At 35.3% G+C, this 20,322-nt stretch carries 21 protein-coding genes; 12 read left to right on the forward strand and 9 right to left on the reverse strand.

Annotated features, from left to right (window positions below; translation table 11 throughout):
- Window position 1: 1 nt before the first annotated feature.
- The 3 genes from IEV50_RS18035 to pfkA all read left to right on the forward strand — a co-directional run bounded on the left by IEV50_RS18035 (window position 2) and on the right by pfkA (window position 3,255).
- Complete coding sequence (locus IEV50_RS18035) at window positions 2–451, forward strand: protein-disulfide reductase DsbD domain-containing protein (protein ID WP_188417031.1); 450 nt, start codon at window positions 2–4, stop codon at window positions 449–451.
- Window positions 452–575: 124 nt separating this feature from the next.
- Window positions 576–2,279 (forward strand): protein-disulfide reductase DsbD family protein, encoded by a 1,704-nt coding sequence (locus IEV50_RS18040; protein WP_188417033.1) that lies wholly within the window; start codon window positions 576–578, stop codon window positions 2,277–2,279.
- A complete protein-coding gene (gene pfkA, locus IEV50_RS18045) occupies window positions 2,272–3,255 on the forward strand; it encodes a 6-phosphofructokinase (protein ID WP_188417035.1) in 984 nt (327 codons plus the stop codon). The genes IEV50_RS18040 and pfkA overlap by 8 nt, the downstream gene beginning before the upstream one ends.
- Window positions 3,256–3,300: 45 nt before the next feature.
- On the opposite strand, the gene IEV50_RS18050 is transcribed toward pfkA, so the two are convergent.
- Window positions 3,301–3,627 (reverse strand): heavy metal-binding domain-containing protein, encoded by a 327-nt coding sequence (locus tag IEV50_RS18050; protein ID WP_188417037.1) that lies wholly within the window; start codon window positions 3,625–3,627, stop codon window positions 3,301–3,303.
- 412 nt (window positions 3,628–4,039) lie between these two features.
- On the reverse strand, window positions 4,040–4,561 hold the full coding sequence (locus tag IEV50_RS18055; protein WP_229746787.1) for a 5' nucleotidase, NT5C type: 522 nt from the start codon (window positions 4,559–4,561) through the stop codon (window positions 4,040–4,042).
- Window positions 4,562–4,703: 142 nt separating this feature from the next.
- On the opposite strand from IEV50_RS18055, the gene IEV50_RS18060 reads away from it, so the two are divergent.
- The 5 genes from IEV50_RS18060 (at window position 4,704) to IEV50_RS18080 (ending at window position 8,423) form a co-directional block, all read left to right on the forward strand.
- Window positions 4,704–5,261, forward strand: a complete 558-nt coding sequence (locus tag IEV50_RS18060) for a 30S ribosomal protein S16 (protein ID WP_188417039.1) — start codon at window positions 4,704–4,706, stop codon at window positions 5,259–5,261.
- Window positions 5,262–5,439: 178 nt separating this feature from the next.
- Complete coding sequence (rimM, locus tag IEV50_RS18065; RefSeq protein WP_188417041.1) at window positions 5,440–5,967, forward strand: ribosome maturation factor RimM; 528 nt, start codon at window positions 5,440–5,442, stop codon at window positions 5,965–5,967.
- A gap of 16 nt (window positions 5,968–5,983) precedes the next feature.
- The gene (gene trmD, locus IEV50_RS18070; RefSeq protein ID WP_188417043.1) at window positions 5,984–6,658 is read left to right on the forward strand and encodes a tRNA (guanosine(37)-N1)-methyltransferase TrmD; all 675 of its coding nucleotides are present in this window, start codon (window positions 5,984–5,986) and stop codon (window positions 6,656–6,658) included.
- Window positions 6,659–6,796: 138 nt separating this feature from the next.
- Window positions 6,797–7,144: a 50S ribosomal protein L19 gene (gene rplS, locus IEV50_RS18075; protein WP_123207043.1), complete on the forward strand. Its 348-nt coding sequence runs from the start codon at window positions 6,797–6,799 to the stop codon at window positions 7,142–7,144.
- Between the two features lie 100 nt (window positions 7,145–7,244).
- Window positions 7,245–8,423, forward strand: a complete 1,179-nt coding sequence (locus IEV50_RS18080; RefSeq protein WP_188417045.1) for a mechanosensitive ion channel family protein — start codon at window positions 7,245–7,247, stop codon at window positions 8,421–8,423.
- Window positions 8,424–8,517: 94 nt separating this feature from the next.
- On the opposite strand, the gene IEV50_RS18085 is transcribed toward IEV50_RS18080, so the two are convergent.
- From IEV50_RS18085 to IEV50_RS18095, 3 genes are all read right to left on the reverse strand, one after another.
- Window positions 8,518–9,177 carry a phosphatidylserine decarboxylase family protein gene (locus IEV50_RS18085; RefSeq protein WP_188417047.1) on the reverse strand — a complete coding sequence of 220 codons (660 nt, stop codon included), beginning with the start codon at window positions 9,175–9,177 and terminating at the stop codon, window positions 8,518–8,520.
- A gap of 55 nt (window positions 9,178–9,232) precedes the next feature.
- The gene (hpt, locus tag IEV50_RS18090; RefSeq protein WP_188417055.1) at window positions 9,233–9,775 is read right to left on the reverse strand and encodes a hypoxanthine phosphoribosyltransferase; all 543 of its coding nucleotides are present in this window, start codon (window positions 9,773–9,775) and stop codon (window positions 9,233–9,235) included.
- A 77-nt stretch (window positions 9,776–9,852) separates the two neighbouring features.
- Window positions 9,853–12,006, reverse strand: coding sequence for a transglycosylase domain-containing protein (locus IEV50_RS18095; RefSeq protein WP_188417057.1), 2,154 nt, complete (start codon window positions 12,004–12,006; stop codon window positions 9,853–9,855).
- Between the two features lie 131 nt (window positions 12,007–12,137).
- Between IEV50_RS18095 and IEV50_RS18100 the strand changes: the two genes are divergently transcribed.
- The 3 genes from IEV50_RS18100 to IEV50_RS18110 are packed head-to-tail and all read left to right on the forward strand — an operon-like array spanning window position 12,138 to window position 14,186.
- Window positions 12,138–13,214, forward strand: coding sequence for an Mrp/NBP35 family ATP-binding protein (locus IEV50_RS18100; protein ID WP_188417059.1), 1,077 nt, complete (start codon window positions 12,138–12,140; stop codon window positions 13,212–13,214).
- Window positions 13,215–13,249: 35 nt separating this feature from the next.
- The gene (locus IEV50_RS18105) at window positions 13,250–13,495 is read left to right on the forward strand and encodes a NifU family protein (protein WP_188417061.1); all 246 of its coding nucleotides are present in this window, start codon (window positions 13,250–13,252) and stop codon (window positions 13,493–13,495) included.
- Window positions 13,496–13,547: 52 nt separating this feature from the next.
- On the forward strand, window positions 13,548–14,186 hold the full coding sequence (locus IEV50_RS18110; RefSeq protein ID WP_188417063.1) for a peptidase associated/transthyretin-like domain-containing protein: 639 nt from the start codon (window positions 13,548–13,550) through the stop codon (window positions 14,184–14,186).
- Window positions 14,187–14,265: 79 nt separating this feature from the next.
- Here IEV50_RS18110 and def read toward each other — a convergent pair whose 3' ends face one another.
- The 4 genes from def to IEV50_RS18130 form a co-directional block, all read right to left on the reverse strand.
- Window positions 14,266–14,826 carry a peptide deformylase gene (gene def / locus IEV50_RS18115; protein ID WP_188417065.1) on the reverse strand — a complete coding sequence of 187 codons (561 nt, stop codon included), beginning with the start codon at window positions 14,824–14,826 and terminating at the stop codon, window positions 14,266–14,268.
- Window positions 14,827–14,955: 129 nt separating this feature from the next.
- Window positions 14,956–16,188 (reverse strand): M16 family metallopeptidase, encoded by a 1,233-nt coding sequence (locus IEV50_RS18120; protein ID WP_188417067.1) that lies wholly within the window; start codon window positions 16,186–16,188, stop codon window positions 14,956–14,958.
- 26 nt (window positions 16,189–16,214) lie between these two features.
- Entirely contained in the window at window positions 16,215–16,667 is a 453-nt protein-coding gene (locus IEV50_RS18125; RefSeq protein ID WP_188417069.1) for a hypothetical protein, read from the reverse strand.
- A gap of 147 nt (window positions 16,668–16,814) precedes the next feature.
- The gene (locus tag IEV50_RS18130; RefSeq protein WP_188417100.1) at window positions 16,815–18,965 is read right to left on the reverse strand and encodes a S9 family peptidase; all 2,151 of its coding nucleotides are present in this window, start codon (window positions 18,963–18,965) and stop codon (window positions 16,815–16,817) included.
- 65 nt (window positions 18,966–19,030) lie between these two features.
- Here IEV50_RS18130 and proB point away from each other — a divergent pair, with 65 nt between their 5' ends.
- Complete coding sequence (gene proB / locus IEV50_RS18135; protein WP_229746789.1) at window positions 19,031–20,281, forward strand: glutamate 5-kinase; 1,251 nt, start codon at window positions 19,031–19,033, stop codon at window positions 20,279–20,281.
- Window positions 20,282–20,322: the final 41 nt, after the last annotated feature.

A 20,322-nucleotide genomic window follows, 5' to 3' on the forward strand; every position in this document is an offset into this window, starting at 1 on the left:
AATGAAAAAAATCACCTTAGTACTATCCATAGTACTTTTTACCATCGCGGGCGCATTCGCTCAAATTGAAAAACCGGTAACCTGGGCTTATGTAGCTAAAAAAACCAGCAAAACCGAAGCAACATTATATATTAAAGCATCAATTGATAATAGATGGCATATCTACTCTCAGAATGTGAAAAGCGGTGGCCCGGTTAAAACAACCTTTAGTTTTTCTCCATCAAAAGATTTTAGTTTAGTTGGAAAAACAACAGAGCCTAAAGCAATTGTTAAATATGAAGATACTTTTAAAATGAATGTTAGTTATTTTGAAGATCAGGTAATTTTTCAACAAAAAATTAAGCTCAATAAAGGAGTAACTGCCGTAAAAGGTAAAGTAGAATTTATGGTTTGTAACGATAAACAATGCCTTCCGCCAGAAGAAGTGGAGTTCAGCATCCCTGTTAAGTAACAAAAATAAAATATTTAAAAACAGTTCCGAAATTCGGGACTGTTTCTGTTTAAAGTAAAATCTGCATTTCGCTTGCTTTTAGATTAATCGTTTTGCGTATTTTCGGCAGCTTAAATCACACACAATGAAAAAATTTTTGTTATTGCTCATGCTAGCTGCAATGTTTATAGCATTGCCAGCATCTAAAAGCTTTGCTAATATAATACAAGATACCACAGCCGCTGTCCCGGATGATATACAGTTTACTGAGGTAGGTTCTACTAAAGATAGTGCGGCAAATAGTGCGGTTAAAGATTCTGTTTCAAACAATATAACTACTGCTTCAGCTAAAACAGAAAAAGCAAAACCTGAAGGTTCATCACAAACACTAATTTCTATATTTGCAGCAGGTTTTATAGCAGGTTTAATTGCATTTTTACTCCCATGCATATTCCCAATGGTTCCGTTAACAGTAAGTTACTTTACCAAAAGGGCTGAAACAAAAGGAAAAGGAATTCAGGGCGCGATAATTTATGGTGTTTCCATTATCGTAATTTATGTGATTTTAGGGTTACTTATTACTTTGATATTCGGGGCAAGTGCATTAAATGAATTAGCAACGGATGGCTTTTTTAATGTGTTCATCTTTTTAATATTACTAATTTTCGGAATATCGTTTTTAGGTGCTTTCGAAATCACATTGCCAAGCTCTTTTGTAAACAAAATGGATTCTAAGTCTGATTCCAAAGGATTAACAGGGATCTTTTTCATGGCAGCAACATTAGCTGTGGTTTCATTTTCATGCACAGGGCCATTAATTGGTACATTATTGGTTACTGTTGGTCAAACCGGTGGTTTCTTAGCGCCGATAATGGGCATGTTTGGTTTTTCACTTGCGCTTGCTTTAATCTTTGTAGTTTTTGCAATTTTTCCAAGCTGGATGACTTCATTACCGAAATCAGGTGGATGGCTAAATGCCGTTAAAGTCGTTTTAGGTTTAATTGAAATTGCTCTTGCCCTAAAGTTTTTATCAACTGCAGATTTAGCGTATCACTGGGGCATTTTAGATAGAGAGGTTTTCATTGCAATTTGGGTAGTTATTGCTTTCATTTTAGGATTTTATCTAATAGGAAAAATAAAATTTTCTCATGATAGTGATTTACCTTATATATCAATTCCAAGATTATTTCTAGCTGGTGCGGCATTTGTATTTGCATTCTACCTAATCCCGGGTTTGTGGGGTGCGCCATTGAAAGCGGTTAGTGCTTTGGTTCCTCCATTATCTACCCAAGATTTTGTAATGGGTCAGGAAAGTGAATCTGGAAATCAAACTTTAACTCCGGCACATCCACCAAGAAAATACTCAAAATTTCTTCATATTCCTCACAATATAGATGGATTCTTTGATTATCAGGAAGCGTTAGCTTATGCAAAGCAAGTTAAAAAACCACTCTTTCTCGATTTTACAGGTCATGGTTGTGTGAACTGTCGTGAAATGGAAGCTAAAGTTTGGTCTGATCCTCGCGTATTAAAGAAATTAAAAGAAGACTACATCGTTGTGTCTTTATATACAGATGATAAAACAGCTTTGCCAATAGGTGAACAATTTGATTCTGAGGTTTTAGGCTCTAAAACCAGTCCTGTGAAAGTAAATACAGTAGGTAAAAAATTCAAGCACTTACAAGCCGAAAGATTTAACACAATTTCGCAGCCTTATTATGTACTTTTGGGTACCGATGAAAAAGAATTAGTTTCTCCTCCAATCGGAGTAGAATTTAAAATAGAAAAATATTTGCAATATCTGGATAAAGGACTTTCAGAATTTGCTAAAAACCAAACAAATGAATAAGATAAAGAATATTGGCGTTTTAACCTCCGGAGGAGATTCTCCGGGCATGAACGCTGCAATAAGGGCCGTTGTTAGGGCCTCAATTTATTACGATATTGAAGTAACAGGCTTTCTTCGCGGATACGAAGGGCTTATAAATGATGATTGTATGCCTATGGATCGTAAATCTGTAGCAAACATTATTCAACGTGGCGGTACAATTTTAAAAACCGCCCGTAGTGAAGCTTTTAGAACCGCTGAGGGTAGAAAAACTGCTTATAATAATTTAAAAAGTAGAAATATAGATGCCTTAGTTGTTATTGGAGGTGATGGAACATTTACAGGAGCAAATATTTTTGCTCAAGAACACGATTTTCCTATTGTAGGTATGCCAGGCACTATTGATAATGACTTGGCAGGTACAGATTTTACAATTGGCTACGATTCGGCAATAAACACGGTTATTGATGCGGTAGATAAAATAAGAGATACTGCAGAATCGCATGATAGGCTTTTTATTGTGGAAGTTATGGGTCGCGACTCTGGCTTAATTGCATTAAGAAGTGGTATTGGTGTTGGTGCTGAGGCAATTCTTATTCCCGAAGCAAACATGGGCGTAGAGGATGTTTTAAATAAATTAGAACATAGCCGAAAAGATAAATCTTCAAAAATAATTATTGTAGCAGAAGGCGATGATGCGGGCGGAGCATTTAAAGTTGGTGAAATTCTCCAATCAAAATACCCACATTATGACACTAAAGTTTCTGTTTTAGGACACATTCAGCGAGGGGGAAAACCAACCTGTATGGATAGGGTTTTAGCAAGCAGATTAGGGGTTTCGGCTGTAGAAGGCTTAATAAATGGAGAAAGAAATGTAATGGCAGGTCAGGTAAACAGAGAAATGATTTTTACGCCATTTGACCACGCAATTAAACATATTGATGCAGAGAAAGTAAGTTCGAGGTGGTTAAAGCTAATTGATATACTTTCATTCTAGGAAATTATCGGATGAGCAACCAAATTACTCATCCGATATAAAATTCTATAATTTTTCAAGAATTACAGCCGTTCCGCTGGCTGTTACCATGAGCATGCTACCGCCTGTTCCAACCGTTTCGTAATCTAAATCTACTCCAACAATAGCATTGGCTCCCAAGGCAGCAGCATATTGCTGCATTTCACTCACAGCAGTATCTTTCGCTTCTCTCAAAACTTGCTCATAGGCGCTTGATCGTCCACCAACAATATCCCTTATTCCGGCAAATAAATCTTTAAAAATATTTGCACCAATAATGGTTTCTCCGGTTACTAAACCAATATATTTTATAATTTTTGTGCCCTCAACAGAAGGCGTTGTCGTTACTAACATAGTTTGAGGTTTTTAATAATTAGAACAGGTTTTTAATAAAATGTTACATCTTGTTGTGAAAAGCAAGGTTTAGCCTTTCAAAGGTTTCGCTATTCCTGATATTCGTTTCAACCTTTTCAATAGAAAAAATTGCTTTATTTTACACTGTTATAAGGTTTATTTTACACAGGCTTTTGCTACTGTTTTGGCTTCATCCTAAGTGGTGCAAAAAATAAATTTATATGTTCCCAAGCAGCCCATTATTATTATTCAAAGATCTCTCCTTTTCGCTGCGCTCCAGTAGAGAAGGACGGCGTAGTGCAAACTTTATATGTTAAATGGGATTGTAGCGATAAATCCCGATTTCGTCGGGAACTTAACTTAGTAGAAATTCGGCTACAACTTCACTGAGTGCTAAAATTAAATTCAAATATTAAAGTAATAAGCCAGCAACTTCTTCCCATGTATTGACGCGTTCATATTCCGTAATCAATAAATTATGCGGAGATGTATATAAAAGTGTTCTACCTTTAAAATTTATAAAATTCTTGGTGCGATCATCAATAATAATATCTGCCTTAACAATTTTATTGCCACAGAACATAATGTGTTGCCAATCGATGAAAGGGAAATGTTCAGCTAGCCAATCATATTTATCAACTAAAGAATTTCTAAATTCCATTGCAGCAGAAACGATGTAAACATCATATTTCTCCTGTAGGGCTTTTATTACTTTTTGACTATTAGGAATTACTTCCAAATCGCGGAAAAAGCCTGGTTCGTTAATGTATTCAAACCATTTTTGATTTATATTTTCGGGAACGTGGTGATAAATTTCGTTTCCGGCATCAATTTTTAAATCTAAAGGAACATTGTAATCCCTGTTGTAAAGTTTTATAAATTTTCCAACAGCATCAGCAATTACCTCATCCATATCAATCGCTATTCTTTCCATTTTGTATCGGCAATTTTTTTTTCAAATATCCTTAAAACAAAGAAATTAAACTATGTTTTTAATTTACAGTATTTTAGTTATCTTTGCAGCCCCGCAACACGAAGTTCCGGGAAATATGTTGAATACATAAATACAAAAGAAAATGGCAACTAAAATCAGATTGCAAAGATTCGGTAAAAAAGGGAAACCTTTTTTCCACATTGTGGTAGCAGATTCTCGCTCTCCACGTGACGGTAAATTTATTGAGCGTTTAGGTTCTTACAACCCAAACACCAATCCTGCAACCATCGAAATTAACTTCGAAAAAACTTTAGCCTGGGTTAACCAAGGTGCTGAGCCGACTGATACAGCCCGTGCTATTCTATCTTACAAAGGTGTTTTATACAAAAAACATTTAGAAGGTGGTATTAAAAAAGGTGCTTTAACTCAAGAACAAGCTGATGAGAAATTCACTGCTTGGTTAGAAAGCAAAGCAGGTAAAATTTCTGGTAAAACAGAAGGTTTAGCTACTTCGAAAGCAGATGTGCGTAAAGCAGCATTAGCGGCAGAAGCTAAGAAAAAAGAAGATAGAGCAGCAGCTATCGCAGCTAAAAATGCACCAGTTGCAGAAGAAGTTACTGAAGAAGCTCCAGTTGTTGAAGCTGAAGCGGCTACTGAAGCTCCTACTGAAGAAACAAAGGCAGAAGATAAAGCAGAGTAATCAACTTTATTGTGATGCTAAAATAGCGTTCCGAAAATTCGGAACGCTATTTTTATATAAGCTAATATTTAACACGCTCGCTATGCTGGATTTATTTTAGCATATTAGTTAGAGATATCCTGAAATAAATTCAGGGTGATAGCCATACTTTAAAAAGCCGCTATAGGGGTTTAGGTTTATGAAACACGAAGAAGCATTTTATATAGGATACATTACCAAAACAAAAGGTTTAAAAGGCGAGGTACAGGTTTTTTTCGAATTTGAGGAATATGAGCAACTGGAAATGGATATTGTTTTTGCTGATATCAATGGTAAATTAGTTCCATATTTTATTGCAAGCCATAAGATTTACCCTAATAAAACGGGTTTATTTTATTTTGATGATGCAGATCATATTGATAAAGTACAGCCTCTTTTAAAGAAAAAGCTTTATATGCCGATTGATAAAATGCCTGAACGAGGTGAGGACGAATTTTTCTACACAGATCTTAAAGGTTTTATGGCTGTTGATGAAACTCTTGGCGAACTTGGTAAAATTCTAGAAGTTATTGAATACCCTCAACAATTTGTAGCTACTGTGAAATATCAGGAAACAGAGATTCTTTTCCCCTTGAATGAAGATTTCATTGTTGAAATTGATGAAGAAGAAAAAATTCTGACACTGGACTTACCAGAGGGTTTACTTGATGTTTATCTTGAAAATTAAATCTTAAATTTACCAAATGCGTTTCGATATTATAACTGTTTTACCTGCTTTACTGGAAAGCCCTTTTGCACATTCTATTTTGCAACGGGCACAAAAGAAAGGTATTGCCGAAATTTTTGTTCATAATCTACGTGATTACGCAACTAATAAGCAAAAAAGCGTAGATGATTATCAGTATGGTGGAGGCAGCGGAATGGTAATGAGTATTGAGCCTTTCGCAGCTTGTATTGAAAAACTTAAGGCAGAACGTGATTATGATGAGATTATCTTTATGAGTCCGGATGGGGTAACTTTAAACCAAAGCACAGCGAACGAATTGTCGATAAAGAAAAATATAATCATTTTATGCGGACACTATAAAGGCATAGACCAGCGCATACGCGATATTTTTGTAACCAGAGAGGTGTCAATTGGCGATTACGTTTTAAGCGGCGGAGAGCTTCCCGCTGCAATCGTGGTAGATGCTGTGGTTCGTTTAATACCAGGTGTTTTGAATGATGAGACTTCTGCTCTTTCTGATAGTTTTCAGGGCGAACTTTTAGATGCACCTGTTTACACACGACCTGCAGATTGGCGAGGACACAAAGTGCCTGATGTTTTATTAAGCGGGCATGAGGCTAAAGTAAACGAATGGCGCCATGAGCAGGCCTTGGAACGCACTCAGAAACGCCGACCTGACCTTTTGGAATAGAAGCATTTTATATAATCGAATGTGGAATTCTAAAAGAATGTGGAAAAAATTAAATTAGACTTTTTTATATCAAAATATTTCCCTAATATTGCAATCCGATTTTCAAGGTAAAGAAAGTTGGTTTAATAGCTTAAAATCATGGATTTAGTAAAATTTGTTGAAGAGCAGGCCATCGCGAAAAAAGATTTTCCTGCGTTCAAGTCTGGCGATACAGTGAGCGTACACTATAAAATTCGCGAAGGTAATAAAGAACGTGTTCAAATTTACCAGGGTGTTGTTATACAACGTAACAGTGCAGGTGCAAACGAAACTTTTACCGTTCGTAAAATGAGCAACGGTATTGGTGTAGAGCGTATCTTCCCTGTAAATTCTCCAAACATCGAGAAAGTGGAAGTAAATAGCTATGGTAAAGTTCGTAGAGCGAAATTGTTCTATTTACGTGCTTTAACTGGTAAAGCTGCCCGTATTAAATCTTTAAGAAAATAATTATTCTTTATTACAAGATATAAACCTTCACGATTTTGTAATCGTGAAGGTTTTTTTGTATCCTCTATATTTGTTGAACATATTATTCAAATTTTTCAATATGTTAGATTCTTCGTTTTATGGCCAGATTTTCTGGGGTAACACAATTAAAGCTTATTTCCTTTTCGCTGCTATACTTTTGGTTGGTCTTATTTTTAGAAGGTTGGTTTCAAAACTGTTGAGTAAATTGTTATTCAGGCTTTTTAAAGGATTCTCTCAGCAAGCTCATGATGATACTTTTGTTGGTTTATTGCTCAAACCCATTGAGGTTTTTATGCTATTTTCTACATTATATCTTTCGATAAACCAGCTAAAACATCCTTTAGAGGTAATTGTATTTCATTATGGCAGGTTAGTAGGAAAAGTAAAAGAAGCAATTCCTGTAACTATTGGCGACTGTATTGACAGGATTTTTCTTTTCTTAATTATTCTTTCAATCTTTTGGATTATTCTTCGCATCATCGATTTTATATCGCATGTTTTGCTCTTCAAAGCATCATTAACAGAGAGCAAATCAGATGACCAGCTCGTACCTTTTTTAAAGGAGCTTTTTAAAACTGTAGTTGTTTTTATAGGTTTTTTTACCCTATTAGGATTTGTTTTCGAGGTAAATGTTTTAACACTGATTACTGGGTTAGGAATTGGTGGTATCGCCATCGCTTTAGCTGCAAAAGAGAGTCTGGAGAATCTGATTGGTTCATTTACTATTTTCTTAGATAAGCCTTTTATTGTTGGTGATTTGGTTAAGGTTGATGGTGTAGAAGGAACGGTAGAAAAAGTAGGTTTTAGAAGCACTTTAATTCGTACAACCGAAAAAACAATGGCAACCATACCAAATAAGGGAATGATAGATGGAGTGCTAGAAAATATGAGTTTGAGAAATTTTAGAAGAGTTAAATTCTCTTTCGGAATTACCTATGAAACCAATGCAGAAACCATTAAAAAAATTGTTAATGAAATCAGAACATTTATTCACGACCATGAAGATACGAGCGATGATGGTAATGCCTATTTTGAAGGGTTTGGAGATTCGTCTTTAAATATTGAAGTGATATACTTTGTTTCTTTAACCGCTTACAATGATTATCTTTCTATAAAGCAGGAAATCAATTTCAAAATTATGGAAATCGTAATGCGCAATAAATCCGATTTTGCTTACCCTACACAAAGGTTAATAAGTGATAAAACTTCTGGCCCAGCTTTAAAAGAAAAAGAAGTTGGTAACGATACTACAGACTAAACCGAGATTAATAGATTATAGGATTACAAAGATTTTAGGTAGGCATAGAAAGTTAATGTTGCCGAGCTTAAATGCACAAAGGTGACTAAAAAAATTAGCTTAGCGTAGCTAAAGTTGTGATTCCGCCTTTAACAACTTCGTTAAGTTGAACGTTAACTTTTGTTCCAACAGGAAGAAAAACGTCAACTCTTGAGCCAAATTTAATAAAGCCAAACTGTTCTGCTTGCACAACTTCATCTCCTTCTTTAACGTACCAAACAATTCTACGGGCTAATGCACCTGCAATTTGGCGAAACAATACTGGAGTACCATTTTTATGTTCTACAACAGTTGTTGTACGTTCGTTTTCTGTAGATGATTTTGGGTTCCATGCAGCTAAATATTTTCCAGGATGATATTTAAAAAACTTAACTACACCTGAAATTGGGTTACGGTTAATGTGAACATTAATCGGCGACATGAAAATTGAAACCTGTAATCTTTTATCTTTAAAGTATTCGCCTTCTTCAGTTTCCTCAATTACAACAACTTTGCCATCTGCAGGGCAAATAACTAAATTTTCACCTGCTGAAAAACTACGGCTTGGATTGCGGAAAAACTGTAAAACAATAATAAAAAGTGCCGCGGAAAAAATATAAATAAACCATCGCAACCAGGTTACATCGTAATACCTGTAATCTACAAACGCATTAATGATGAAAATAAAGAGTATGCTTAAAGCTATCGTTGTATAGCCTTCTTTGTGTATGGTCATTATGTTAGAAATTATGGAGCAAAGGTGCGAAAAATAAATTAATCCAATTGAAAAATTATGATTCCGTTGCTCTGTAAATATCTTTTAGGTTTCTGCCAAGTCCATTATAATCCAATCCATAACCAACTACAAATTCGTTTGGAATTTCAAACCCAATATATTCCAGCTCTTCTATTTCGTATTTTAAGGCTGCGGGCTTAAGCAAAAGTGAACTTACTTTTACAGAAGCCGGGTTTTTATCTTTTATGGTTTTTAAAATATGAGTTAAAGTTAAGCCAGTATCAACAATATCTTCAATAATAATAATATCTCTACCTTCAATATTATCAGGCAAACCGATTAATTCTTTAACTTTTCCTGTGCTTAATATTCCTTCGTAAGATGCTACACGCATAAAAGCAACTTCACAAGGCACATTAATTTCTTTAATTAGATCGGCTAAAAACAAAAAGCAACCATTCAACACGCCAATAAATAAAGGGCACTTACCTTCATAATCAAGATTAATTTGTATACCCAATAATCGAATCCGTTTGTTTAATGTATCGTTTTCTAAAAAAATTTCGAATTCTTTATCCTCTACTTTTATTTTTTGCATTCTGCTGTTGGAGTGTTTAATGTTATAAACATAAAATGTATATGCTTTCTATTGAAAATTGTTAACTGGAAAATATGTTACTGTCGGATTTCAAGTTCCTTTTCTATTCGCCGCTGTTCCCTTCGCTCTTGCCTTAATTGCTTTTTTGTTTTAATCGTATCTGTTGGCTTAACGCCCGAGCGATTTGAAGTATCTTTTTTAACCCCGCCAAAAATTCTATCGAAAAGATTTTTATTTTTATCCTGCATTTCAACGGGTGAACCCCCCATATCATCATCGTCGAAGGCAGAAGTATCAACCACAGCAGTGTCTGGAGCTAAATATTGACGTAAACCTTCTCTCAATCGAACATTGTAAAAACCATAACCAGAAGTATCAGAAGGTGTTAAACCTCTTCTAGCCATAATATTACCCATAAACCTAAAGTAGTTGAACATGTATGGTTTTAAACTTCCATCTGCCATAAACTTATACATAGATGCTTTTGGCTTTGGTACAATACTAGCAAGAAAAAGTCCATCACCTATAGTTAAATCAGCAGGTTGTTTGCCAAAATAATATCTTGATGCCTCACCAATTCCATAAATATTTTGTCCTAATTCCATAATGTTGAAGTAAACCTCGAGCATTCTTTGCTTGCTAACTAAATGATTATGTTCAATTAACCAAACAATCAAAATTTCTTCGGCCTTACGTGCTAAAGTTTTTTGGCGACTTAAATAAACGTTCTTAACCAACTGCATGCTGATTGTGCTTCCTCCACGTTTAAATTTTTTCTCCTTAAAGTTTACTGCAATAGATTTACGTATAGATTCTTCAACGAAACCGTTATGTGTAAAAAATGATGGATCTTCTGCTGTTAAAACTGCATTAATAAAGTTTTTAGAAATTGCCGATAAGGGTGTAAAATTTGAATTAGCGGGGCCAATCGTAATATCTCGCATCGGTTTGCCATATTCGTAAGGTGTATAAACAAAGGGATTGTTAATTTTCTGCAGATTGGTTTTGCCCCACTGTGTAATTTTGAAATCAACAGGAGTTAATGTTGAGCTGAACCTGACGCTATCTGGAACCGCTGTATCCAGATAGAAATTTAAGCTGTATTTTATTTTCCCCTGAACCTTCAAGCCGTCTAATGATTCGAACAAACCTTGTGGAAAAGCCTGGAAAATTGATTGTGCGTCTTGCTCTTCGGCATTTAACTTCAACTCATAAATTTTATTTTTTCCTAAAGTGTATTTCACGTAAGGATGAATTGATGCATTTTTTAAATAAGCAGTTGAACTACTATCTAAGGCAATATAATTTGGCCCAACCAATACATCTGCATCCAGTTTTGCACTTTGAATTACAATGTCGTTACTTGCAATTCTTGGTTGGTTTATTAACATGTTTTTAACTGACCACGAACCCGAAATTTTATAGTCGTCGCCACTGTATTTTGCATTTTTAAGTTCAGTTTGCAAGGTATCGAAGCTTAATTTTGCATGCAACTTATTGTTAAGATATGGTAATTCTAATTTTTTCCCGTCGGCATAAGCCATAACACTAAGCTCCTTACTTCCTGGATTAACTTCGCCATCTAAATGCCAGGTAGATTCACCGTTATTTACATTTATTGTCGATTTTAAATCTCCACCATCAATTGTTGCTACGGTTGCAAAATTTAATTTAGCAGTATCATTATCATTCAGTTTAAAAACCATGTTTTTAACATCCATTTCATCAGGAATTTTGTATAATACTTCATTTAAAATGTTGCTGGCTATATCGGCAAGGTTTACCTTGCTCTTAGTTGCTGTACTATCTTTTTTCTTTCTTTTAAGAATAAAATCGACGTTTGTAATAGAATCTTTAAGCACTATACTTACAAAGCCTTCGTTTAGCTTAAGTTCAGCTAACTTAACATTGCCGAAAATAAGTGGCCAAAGTTTTACACCAACACTAAGCTCAGAAATATTTGAAAGTGTATCCCTGTTTTTAGGAACGATAGAAATTGCATTCATTTTTACCGTACTCAAACCAGTAAATCCGGCGGAACCGATTTTCACATCAAGGCCAAAATCTTTATCTGCTTTAGCAATGGCTTTAGCAATCATTTTTTTCAAAAGGGCTTCTCTTTTAGTGTAAGCAACTGCTCCGAGCGCTATACAAACAATCAAAAAAACACCTAAAACCAAGGCTCCGATTTTTAAATATTTTTTGGGAATGTTAATTTTTGGTATTTGCATACAATCGTTAAAATGGTTAATTGCTTAAACGTAACAATTAAATGTTTATTTCGTGTTAAAATTACAGTTTAAAACCCTAAATAAAAGTATTTATGGCTATGTTTTGTTAATTTTGAATTTAAATTGATAAGATGCAAATTAGCCCTGAACAAGTTTTACAAGCCCTTAAAAATGTAGAAGACCCAGATCTTAAAAAGGATTTGGTAACCCTAAACATGATTAAGGATTTACATATTGTTGATAACCTAGTAAGTTTTACACTTGAGCTTACTACTCCTGCATGCCCGATGAAGGAAATGCTAAAAAATGCCTGCACCAATGCTGTCAAACATTTTGTTTCGGCCGAAGCTGAAGTTGTAATTAATGTAACCTCACGTGTTACCCAGCCAACCAATTCATCATCATTAGATAACATAAAAAACATCATTTTAGTTTCATCAGGAAAAGGTGGCGTAGGAAAATCAACGGTAGCGAGCAATCTGGCTGTTGTTTTGGCTAAAAATGGCGCAAAAGTTGGTTTAATTGATGCAGATATCTACGGCCCATCGGTACCAACAATGTTTGATTTGGTTAATGCTAAACCTGGTGCAGAAGAAACTGCTGACGGAAAAACTAAAATTATCCCAATTGAGAAGTATGGCATAAAATTATTATCGCTAGGTTTTTTTGCAGATCCGGGGCAGCCTGTGCCATGGCGAGGACCAATGGCTTCAAATGCAGTGAAACAACTATTTAACGATACAAACTGGGGAGAATTAGATTACTTAATTGTAGATCTTCCTCCCGGCACAGGTGATATTCACATTACGATTACGCAAAGTTTCCCAATTTCGGGAGCTGTTGTTGTTACTACGCCACAACAAGTTGCTTTAGCAGATACACACAAAGGTTTAGCTATGTTTCGCATGCCGGGTATAAATATTCCTGTTTTGGGTGTAATAGAAAACATGTCGTATTTTACACCAGCTGAATTACCCAATAACAAGTACTATATATTCGGAAATGGTGGCGGTAGAAAGCTAGCAGAGCGATTTGATGTTCCTTTTTTAGGCGAAATCCCTATTATACAAAGTATTTCTGAAGCAGGAGACAGTGGAAAGCCAGTTGCACTAAACCAAAATCCTGTTTTAGATGTTATATTTGGAGATATTGCAAGCAAAATTGCTCAACAAATTTCTATAAACAACGCACAGGTGGCAAATTGCTAAAAAATTACTATTTTTATATTTTAAAAAAAAGATAAATGAATTTAACAGAACGAGTTGAACAGGCATTGGAAACCATCAGACCATACCTAATGGCAGATGGAGGGAATGTTTCTGTTGAAGAAATTACATCAGACGGTATAGTTAGATTAAAGCTTTTAGGTAACTGCGGTTCTTGCCCAATGAGTTTTATGACCATGAAATCAGGTATTGAACAGGCGATTATGAAGGCTGTTCCTGAAATTACATCAGTAGTTGCTGTAGATTTAGCTGAGCAAGATTAGCTTTAACAATATTTAACAAGGAAGTTTTATTAATAAAATTACTTTTGTATTAATGAGATATTGTATTGCCTTTTTTCTGTTTATTTTTTCTGTAACTACTTTTGCCCAGCAAAAGCCCAATCAGGATAAGCTGATCCAGTTTTCAGGTATTATTACTGATATCGATAGTAGCAATGTTATACCTTATGTTACTATAACAAATCTTTCTGCCAAAAGTAAGCGGGTTGGAGCTGATTACAGGGGTTATTTTACTTTTATTGTAAACCCTGGTGATACGATTTTGTTTACTGCAATTGGTTATAAGAAATTCTCAACCATAATTCCTCAAAGTACACCAGATAGCAAATACACTATTATGGTGAAATTAAAATCAGAAGTAATTAACCTACCAACGGTTCGTATTTTCCCATGGGCTACAACAGAAGAATTTACACATGAGTTTTTATCAATGAAACTTGCAGATGATGACCTCGCAATTGCTAAAAAGAATCTATCAAAATCATCAATTAACGGTTTAATACAATCACTTCCTCGTGATGGAGGAGAAATTAGCAGCCAGAATTATCGATATAATTTTGATAGGATGATTAATAAAAACATGGTTCAAACTAATCCTTTATTAAATCCTTTTGCCTGGGGTAAGTTGATGCAACAAATCTTCGATGGAGACAAAAAGCGGAGCGATAACTAACCTTAATTTTTTGTTATTGCACCTGCCTATTAAATCAAAACAAGGAAAACATTTCCCTTTTTTAAATCTTCTTTTAAAACTATCTTTTCTTACTCTTATTCGGAAACTTCATTTTGTAATCTGTTTTAATATTTCCTTTCGAAATCGCATCAAGTTTACTTTTTAGCATCGTCTTACGTAAAATACTTACTTTATCGGTAAATAATTTTCCTTCTATATGGTCATATTCATGCTGAATAACCCGTGCTGACATTCCATTTACATCATCTGTATGTTCAACCCAGTTTTCATCAAAATATTTAACTTTGATGTTTGGTTTACGTAAAATATTCTCGCGGATATCGGGAATACTTAAGCAACCCTCGTTAAAATTCCAAGGTTCGCCTGTTTCTTCTAAAACTTGCGCATTAATAAATACTTTTTTATAACCAGGATTTCCATCATCATCTTCTCCAGTATCAACAATAAATAAACGAATTGGTAAGCCGATTTGAGGCGCAGCCAAGCCAACGCCGTTTGCGTAATACATGGTATCGAACATGTTTGCAATCAGCTCTTTTAACTCAGGATAATCTTTATCAATGTCGGTTCCTATTTTCTTTAAAACAGGGTCTCCGTAAGCAACTATTGGTAATTTCATTGTGTAATATATTTTAATCTGCCGTCATTGCGAGGTATGAAGCAATCTTACAACTATTGCTATAAGAACCTCGTGCATTAAGGTTGCCTTCTTGCCTAGCAATGACGGAAATTGCTACAAAAATAACAATTATTCCAATATCGGACTGAAAGTAAAAATATTCAGTTGTTCCGGAGCCAAAACCTCATCGGCAATCTGAGCAATTTCTTTAGTTGTTACTTTTCTAATTTTCTCAAAAACCTGTTCCAGAGAATCAATTTTATTATGGTCGATAAGTGTTTTTGCCATCGAAATAATTAAGCCAATTCTATTTTCTTCGCTTAAAGCAATTTGCCCGATAAATTTGTTTTTAGCTTTTTGTAATTGTATTTCATTCAGCGAATTATCTTTTAATTTCTTCATTTCCTTGAAAATTAAAGACAATGCTTTTTGCTGTTTGTCTTTATCTGTGCCAAAGTAAATGGAGAAAATTCCGGTATCACTCAAGGGCGAAAAATTAGATTCGACGGTGTAAGCAATTCCGTATTTCTCTCTGATTTGAAGATTTAAAACCGAACTCATCCCATTGCCACCAAAATAATTATTCAGTAGCATTAAACCCGCTTTATTTTTATTGTAAGTAGAATAGGTTTGAGTACCTAAAATGCAGTGCGACTGCATAATTGGCTTGTAAATGGTTGTCGTGGTTGGGTTTAAAACGGCAGGTTTTACTCTGTTTAACGATGGCGAATTCTCTTCAACATCAGCAAAATGTTTGGTGCCTTTACTTACCACGCTGTTTAAATTGTAATTTCCTAAAACAGCAATTACGATTTCGTTGGTACGATAATTAGCCTTTCGGAAATTGATGACATCGTTCCTGGTGAAATTGCTTACGGTTTCTATTGTCCCCAGAATATTATTTCCTAAAGCATTTCCGGCAAAAAGCATATCCTCAAAATCATCATTAATGGCTTCTTCCGGCTGATCCAGATATGATGCAATTTCATCAAGAATAACGCTCTTTTCCTTATCCATTTCATCCTCCGGGAAAGTAGAATGGAAAATGATATCGTTAAAAAGATCTAATGTTCTATCTAAATAAGGATTTAGGAATGAAGCATGAACGCAAGTATATTCTTTGGTGGTATAAGCATTCAAATCTGCACCAACACTTTCTAATCGGTTTAAAATTTGATTAGTACTGCGTTTTTCGGTCCGTTTAAAAATCAGATGCTCTATAAAATGCGCTAAACCTGCTTTGCCCGCAGGCTCATCCCGAGAGCCTGTATTGATGATAATGCAAGCGTGTGATATTGCCGAAGCCGATGGCACATGCAGTAAGCGGATGCCGTTCGGTAAAGTATGAACATTGTATTCCATTGGAGGGCAAAGATAAGGCTATTTGCTTACAATGCCTCTGTATCTGGGTATTGCAATTGTAAAGCGGAAATCAATTTATCCTTTGTGGGCCTTTTGAGCACAAGAAAAATAAAATTCACTGCGGCAAACAGTAAAAAGAAAGTATTATGGGTAAGGAAAAGCCCAACTATATTAAATAATGCGGCACCTTCTAACATAGCGGCACTTATGATAAAAGCGGTTTGATATTGACTGATTTTGGAATCTACATCATCAGAAGTATCAATTTTTGAAATCACATTTTTGAAGAAGAAGATACCTGCCGATAGGGTTACTAATCCAACAACAGGAAAAATAGGATTAAATGCAGCTGTTGTAGCTGGGTTGGCATCAAAAAACATCATTTCTCTATTTAGAAAAATAGTGACTAAAGCGAAAAGAAATACGCCACCGCATAAAGCAAAGTGGATAATTTGGAGTGTTTTTAATTTGGCATTCATTATGGTTTTGGAAAGAAATCCTTTCAAAATTATTAAACCACAAAAGAATCAAAAGTAGATTGAAGGACTGAATTTTAACTTTTGTTTTCTTTTGATTCTTTTGTGGTAAAATTGGTTCTCTTGTTTTATCTAAATTAGCCTGCTACATTACTTCTCAATCCCCTCCAACGAAAATAAAAATGCCCATCTTAACGATACGTCTTTCAAGTAATCGAATCTGCCAGAAGCACCTCCGTGCCCGAAGTCCATATTCGTTTTAAGCAACAACACATTTTTATCGGTTTTCATTGCACGAAGCTTTGCTACCCATTTCGCAGGCTCAAAGTATTGTACCTGACTATCGTGCAAACCTGTTGTTACCAGCATATTCGGGTAAGCTTTTTTCTCTACATTTTCATACGGAGAATAGCTTTTCATGTAATCGTATGCATCTTTTTTCTTCGGATTTCCCCATTCATCAAACTCATTTGTAGTTAGCGGAATACTTTCATCAAGCATAGTATTTATCACATCAACAAAGGGAACGTCTGCAATTACGCCGTTCCATAAATCGGGCGCCAAATTTATAACAGCACCCATTAACAAACCTCCTGCGCTACCGCCATTAGCATATAAATGACCTTTAGAAGTATATTTTTGGTTAACCAGGTATTCGCCTGCAGCAATAAAATCGGTAAATGTATTTTTCTTTTTCATCAACTTACCATCTTCATACCATTGGCGACCCATCTCCTGCCCGCCACGAATATTGGCAATTGCGAAAACGAAGCCCCGGTTAAGCAAACTCAACCGCGGCGATGAAAAAGTAGCATCAGTACTGGCACCATAAGAGCCGTAAGCATATAGCAACAACGGCGCATTTCCATTCTTCTCGAATCCTTTTTTATAAACCAAAGCTATAGGGATTTTTGTTCCGTCTTTCGCTGTTGCAAAAACACGTTCCGAGGCATAATCATCAGGGTTGTAACCACCGACAACTTCCTGTTGCTTCATTAATTTTTTATCCTTTTTCTCTAAATCGTAATCGTAGGTAGAATTTGGCGTTGTTAAAGATGTGTAAGAATACCGCATCATTTTGCCTGTATATTCAGGATTTGAGCCTATGCCAGCAGCATAAACAGGTTCATCAAATTTGATGTAATAATCACTACCATCTTTCTTTAAAACACGAAGTTCCGTTAATCCATTTTTGCGCTCTGATAAAACAAGGTAATCTTTAAATTCTTCACCATTTTCGAGTAAAACATCTTTACGATTCGGAATAACCTCTTTCCAGTTTTCTTTTGCTGTTTTATCTAAAGGGCATTCCATCAAACGAAAATTCTTTGCATTCCAATTGGTAACAATGTAAAATTTATCCTCAACCGGCAAAACATCATATAGGACATCCTTAAACCTCGGAGAGAAAACCTTAAATGATGCCTCAGGATGGTCGGCATCAATCATTCTATATTCAGAAGTTAATGTTCCTTGCGAGCCTATGAAAATATACTTACCGTTTTTCGATTTCATTACACCGATATAATTCGAGTTGTCTTTCTCGTCATAAACCACAACATCGGCTTTAGCATCGGTTCCGAGCACATGTTTTTTAATCTTTTCACTCAATAAAGTAACCGGATTTTTCGATGTGTAAAATAATGTTCTATTATCATTTGCCCAGGCAACACTACCTTCTGTATTGGTGATTGCATCTTTGTAAATTTCGCCGGTTTCCAGGTTTTTCACCTGAATAGTGTATTGCCTGCGAGAAACTTTATCAATTCCGAATGCTAATAATTTATTATCGGGACTAACGCTAAAACCAGTTGCACTATAATATGAATGATCTTTTGCTAAGGCATCAACATCTAATAAAATTTCTTCTTTAGCGTTTAAACTTCCTTTTTTACGACTGTATTTATAATATTGTTGTCCATCCTCTGTTCGTGTATAATAGAAATAGCCATTTTTGAAAACAGGCACAGATTCATCTTTTTCCTTAATGCGGGCTTTCATTTCTTTAAACAAATCTGTCTGAAACGTTTCCGTTCCTTTCATCATCGTATCCAGGTATTTATTTTCGGCTTTTAGGTAATCGACAACCTTTGTACTATCAGGTCCTTTTTTAAAATAATCAATCATCCAGTAGTAATTATCCACCACAGTATCACCATGAATAATTCGTTTATGCGGATTTATTTCGGCTATTGGCGGTTTAGCATTTGGCCATTTAATAGGTTTCATTTCTTCTCTTTTGGGGTTGTTACAAGCTGAAAATGCTCCTAATAAAATCAGCGAGGGTAAAATACGTTTCATCATGGTGGTTTGATTGAGGTTGATGCAATTTAATGAATTTTTATTATAGATTGATTTGAAAATGAATGGTTCGCTTTTTCATGGAGGGCTACAGACCCACTTTACTATTGCCGCGAAAAGCGGAATTCTTACAATCGGGTTTATTGAATAAAAGATTGTGGCTAAATAACCACCGCCTTAAAAACCTTATAGGTTTAATAAAAATAGATGGTAAATTGCCACATCAAATAGTTGTGATGAAATTAGGGTATAAAAAAATAGTTGTTAAAGTTGGTTCCAATGTAATTACACAAGCGAACGGTTTGCCGGATGAATATCGAATTCAGCATTTGGTAAACCAATTGGCTGAAATTAAAAAGCATGGCATAGAAGTGATTTTGGTTTCTTCAGGAGCTGTTGCTTCTGGCAGGAGTTTAATCAAGGTTTCCGAAAAACAAGATGCAGTTACTACCCGGCAATTATTGGCTGCCATTGGTCAGGTAAAACTGATTAATACTTACGCTAGTTTCTTTGAGCCACATAAAATTAAATGTGCTCAGGTTTTGGTTACTAAAGAAGATTTTCGCGATAGGGCACATTACCTAAACATGAAAAACTGCATGCAAATTTTGCTTCAAAACGAAGTGATCCCTGTAGTAAATGAAAACGATGTTGTGTCTGTAACCGAATTAATGTTTACTGATAACGATGAGTTAGCTGGCTTAATTGCCTCAATGTTAAATGCTGATGCACTTGTTATTTTATCAAACGTAAACGGAATTTACAATGGCGACCCCAAAATTCCAGGCTCTGAAGTGATTGAGGAAATATCCGGCTCCGTTTCAAATCTCGCATCATTTATACAAACCGGTAAATCGCAATTTGGTCGTGGTGGAATGGTTACAAAATCTACAATGGCACAAAAAGTGGCCAAGCTTGGAATAACCGTTCACATTGCAAACGGAACAACTGATAATGTTCTAACAGCTCTGCTTAACCAGAATTTGGTTCATACACGTTTCGTTCCCGAGAAAATTAAATCAGGCAAAAAGAAATGGATTGCCCATTCAGAAACCGCAGCAACAGGTACTGTGAAATTGAACGACGGAGCGAAAAATGTGTTAACATCAGGCAAGGCAACAAGCTTATTACCCGTTGGAATTATTGAGATACAAACTGATTTTTTAAAAGGCGATATCATTAAAATTATTGATGAGCAAAACCAGTTAATTGGTTTGGGTATTGCAGAATACAGTTCAGACAAGGCTAGGGAAAGAATCGGGCAGAAAAAACAAAAAGCGTTGGTACACTATGATTATTTTTACTCGGCCATTTAAAATATCTAACCACAGAGAATACAAAGAAAAAAGAATAGAGA

Origin of the sequence: Pedobacter mendelii (assembly GCF_014635725.1) — a bacterium.
GTDB lineage: Bacteria > Bacteroidota > Bacteroidia > Sphingobacteriales > Sphingobacteriaceae > Pedobacter > Pedobacter mendelii.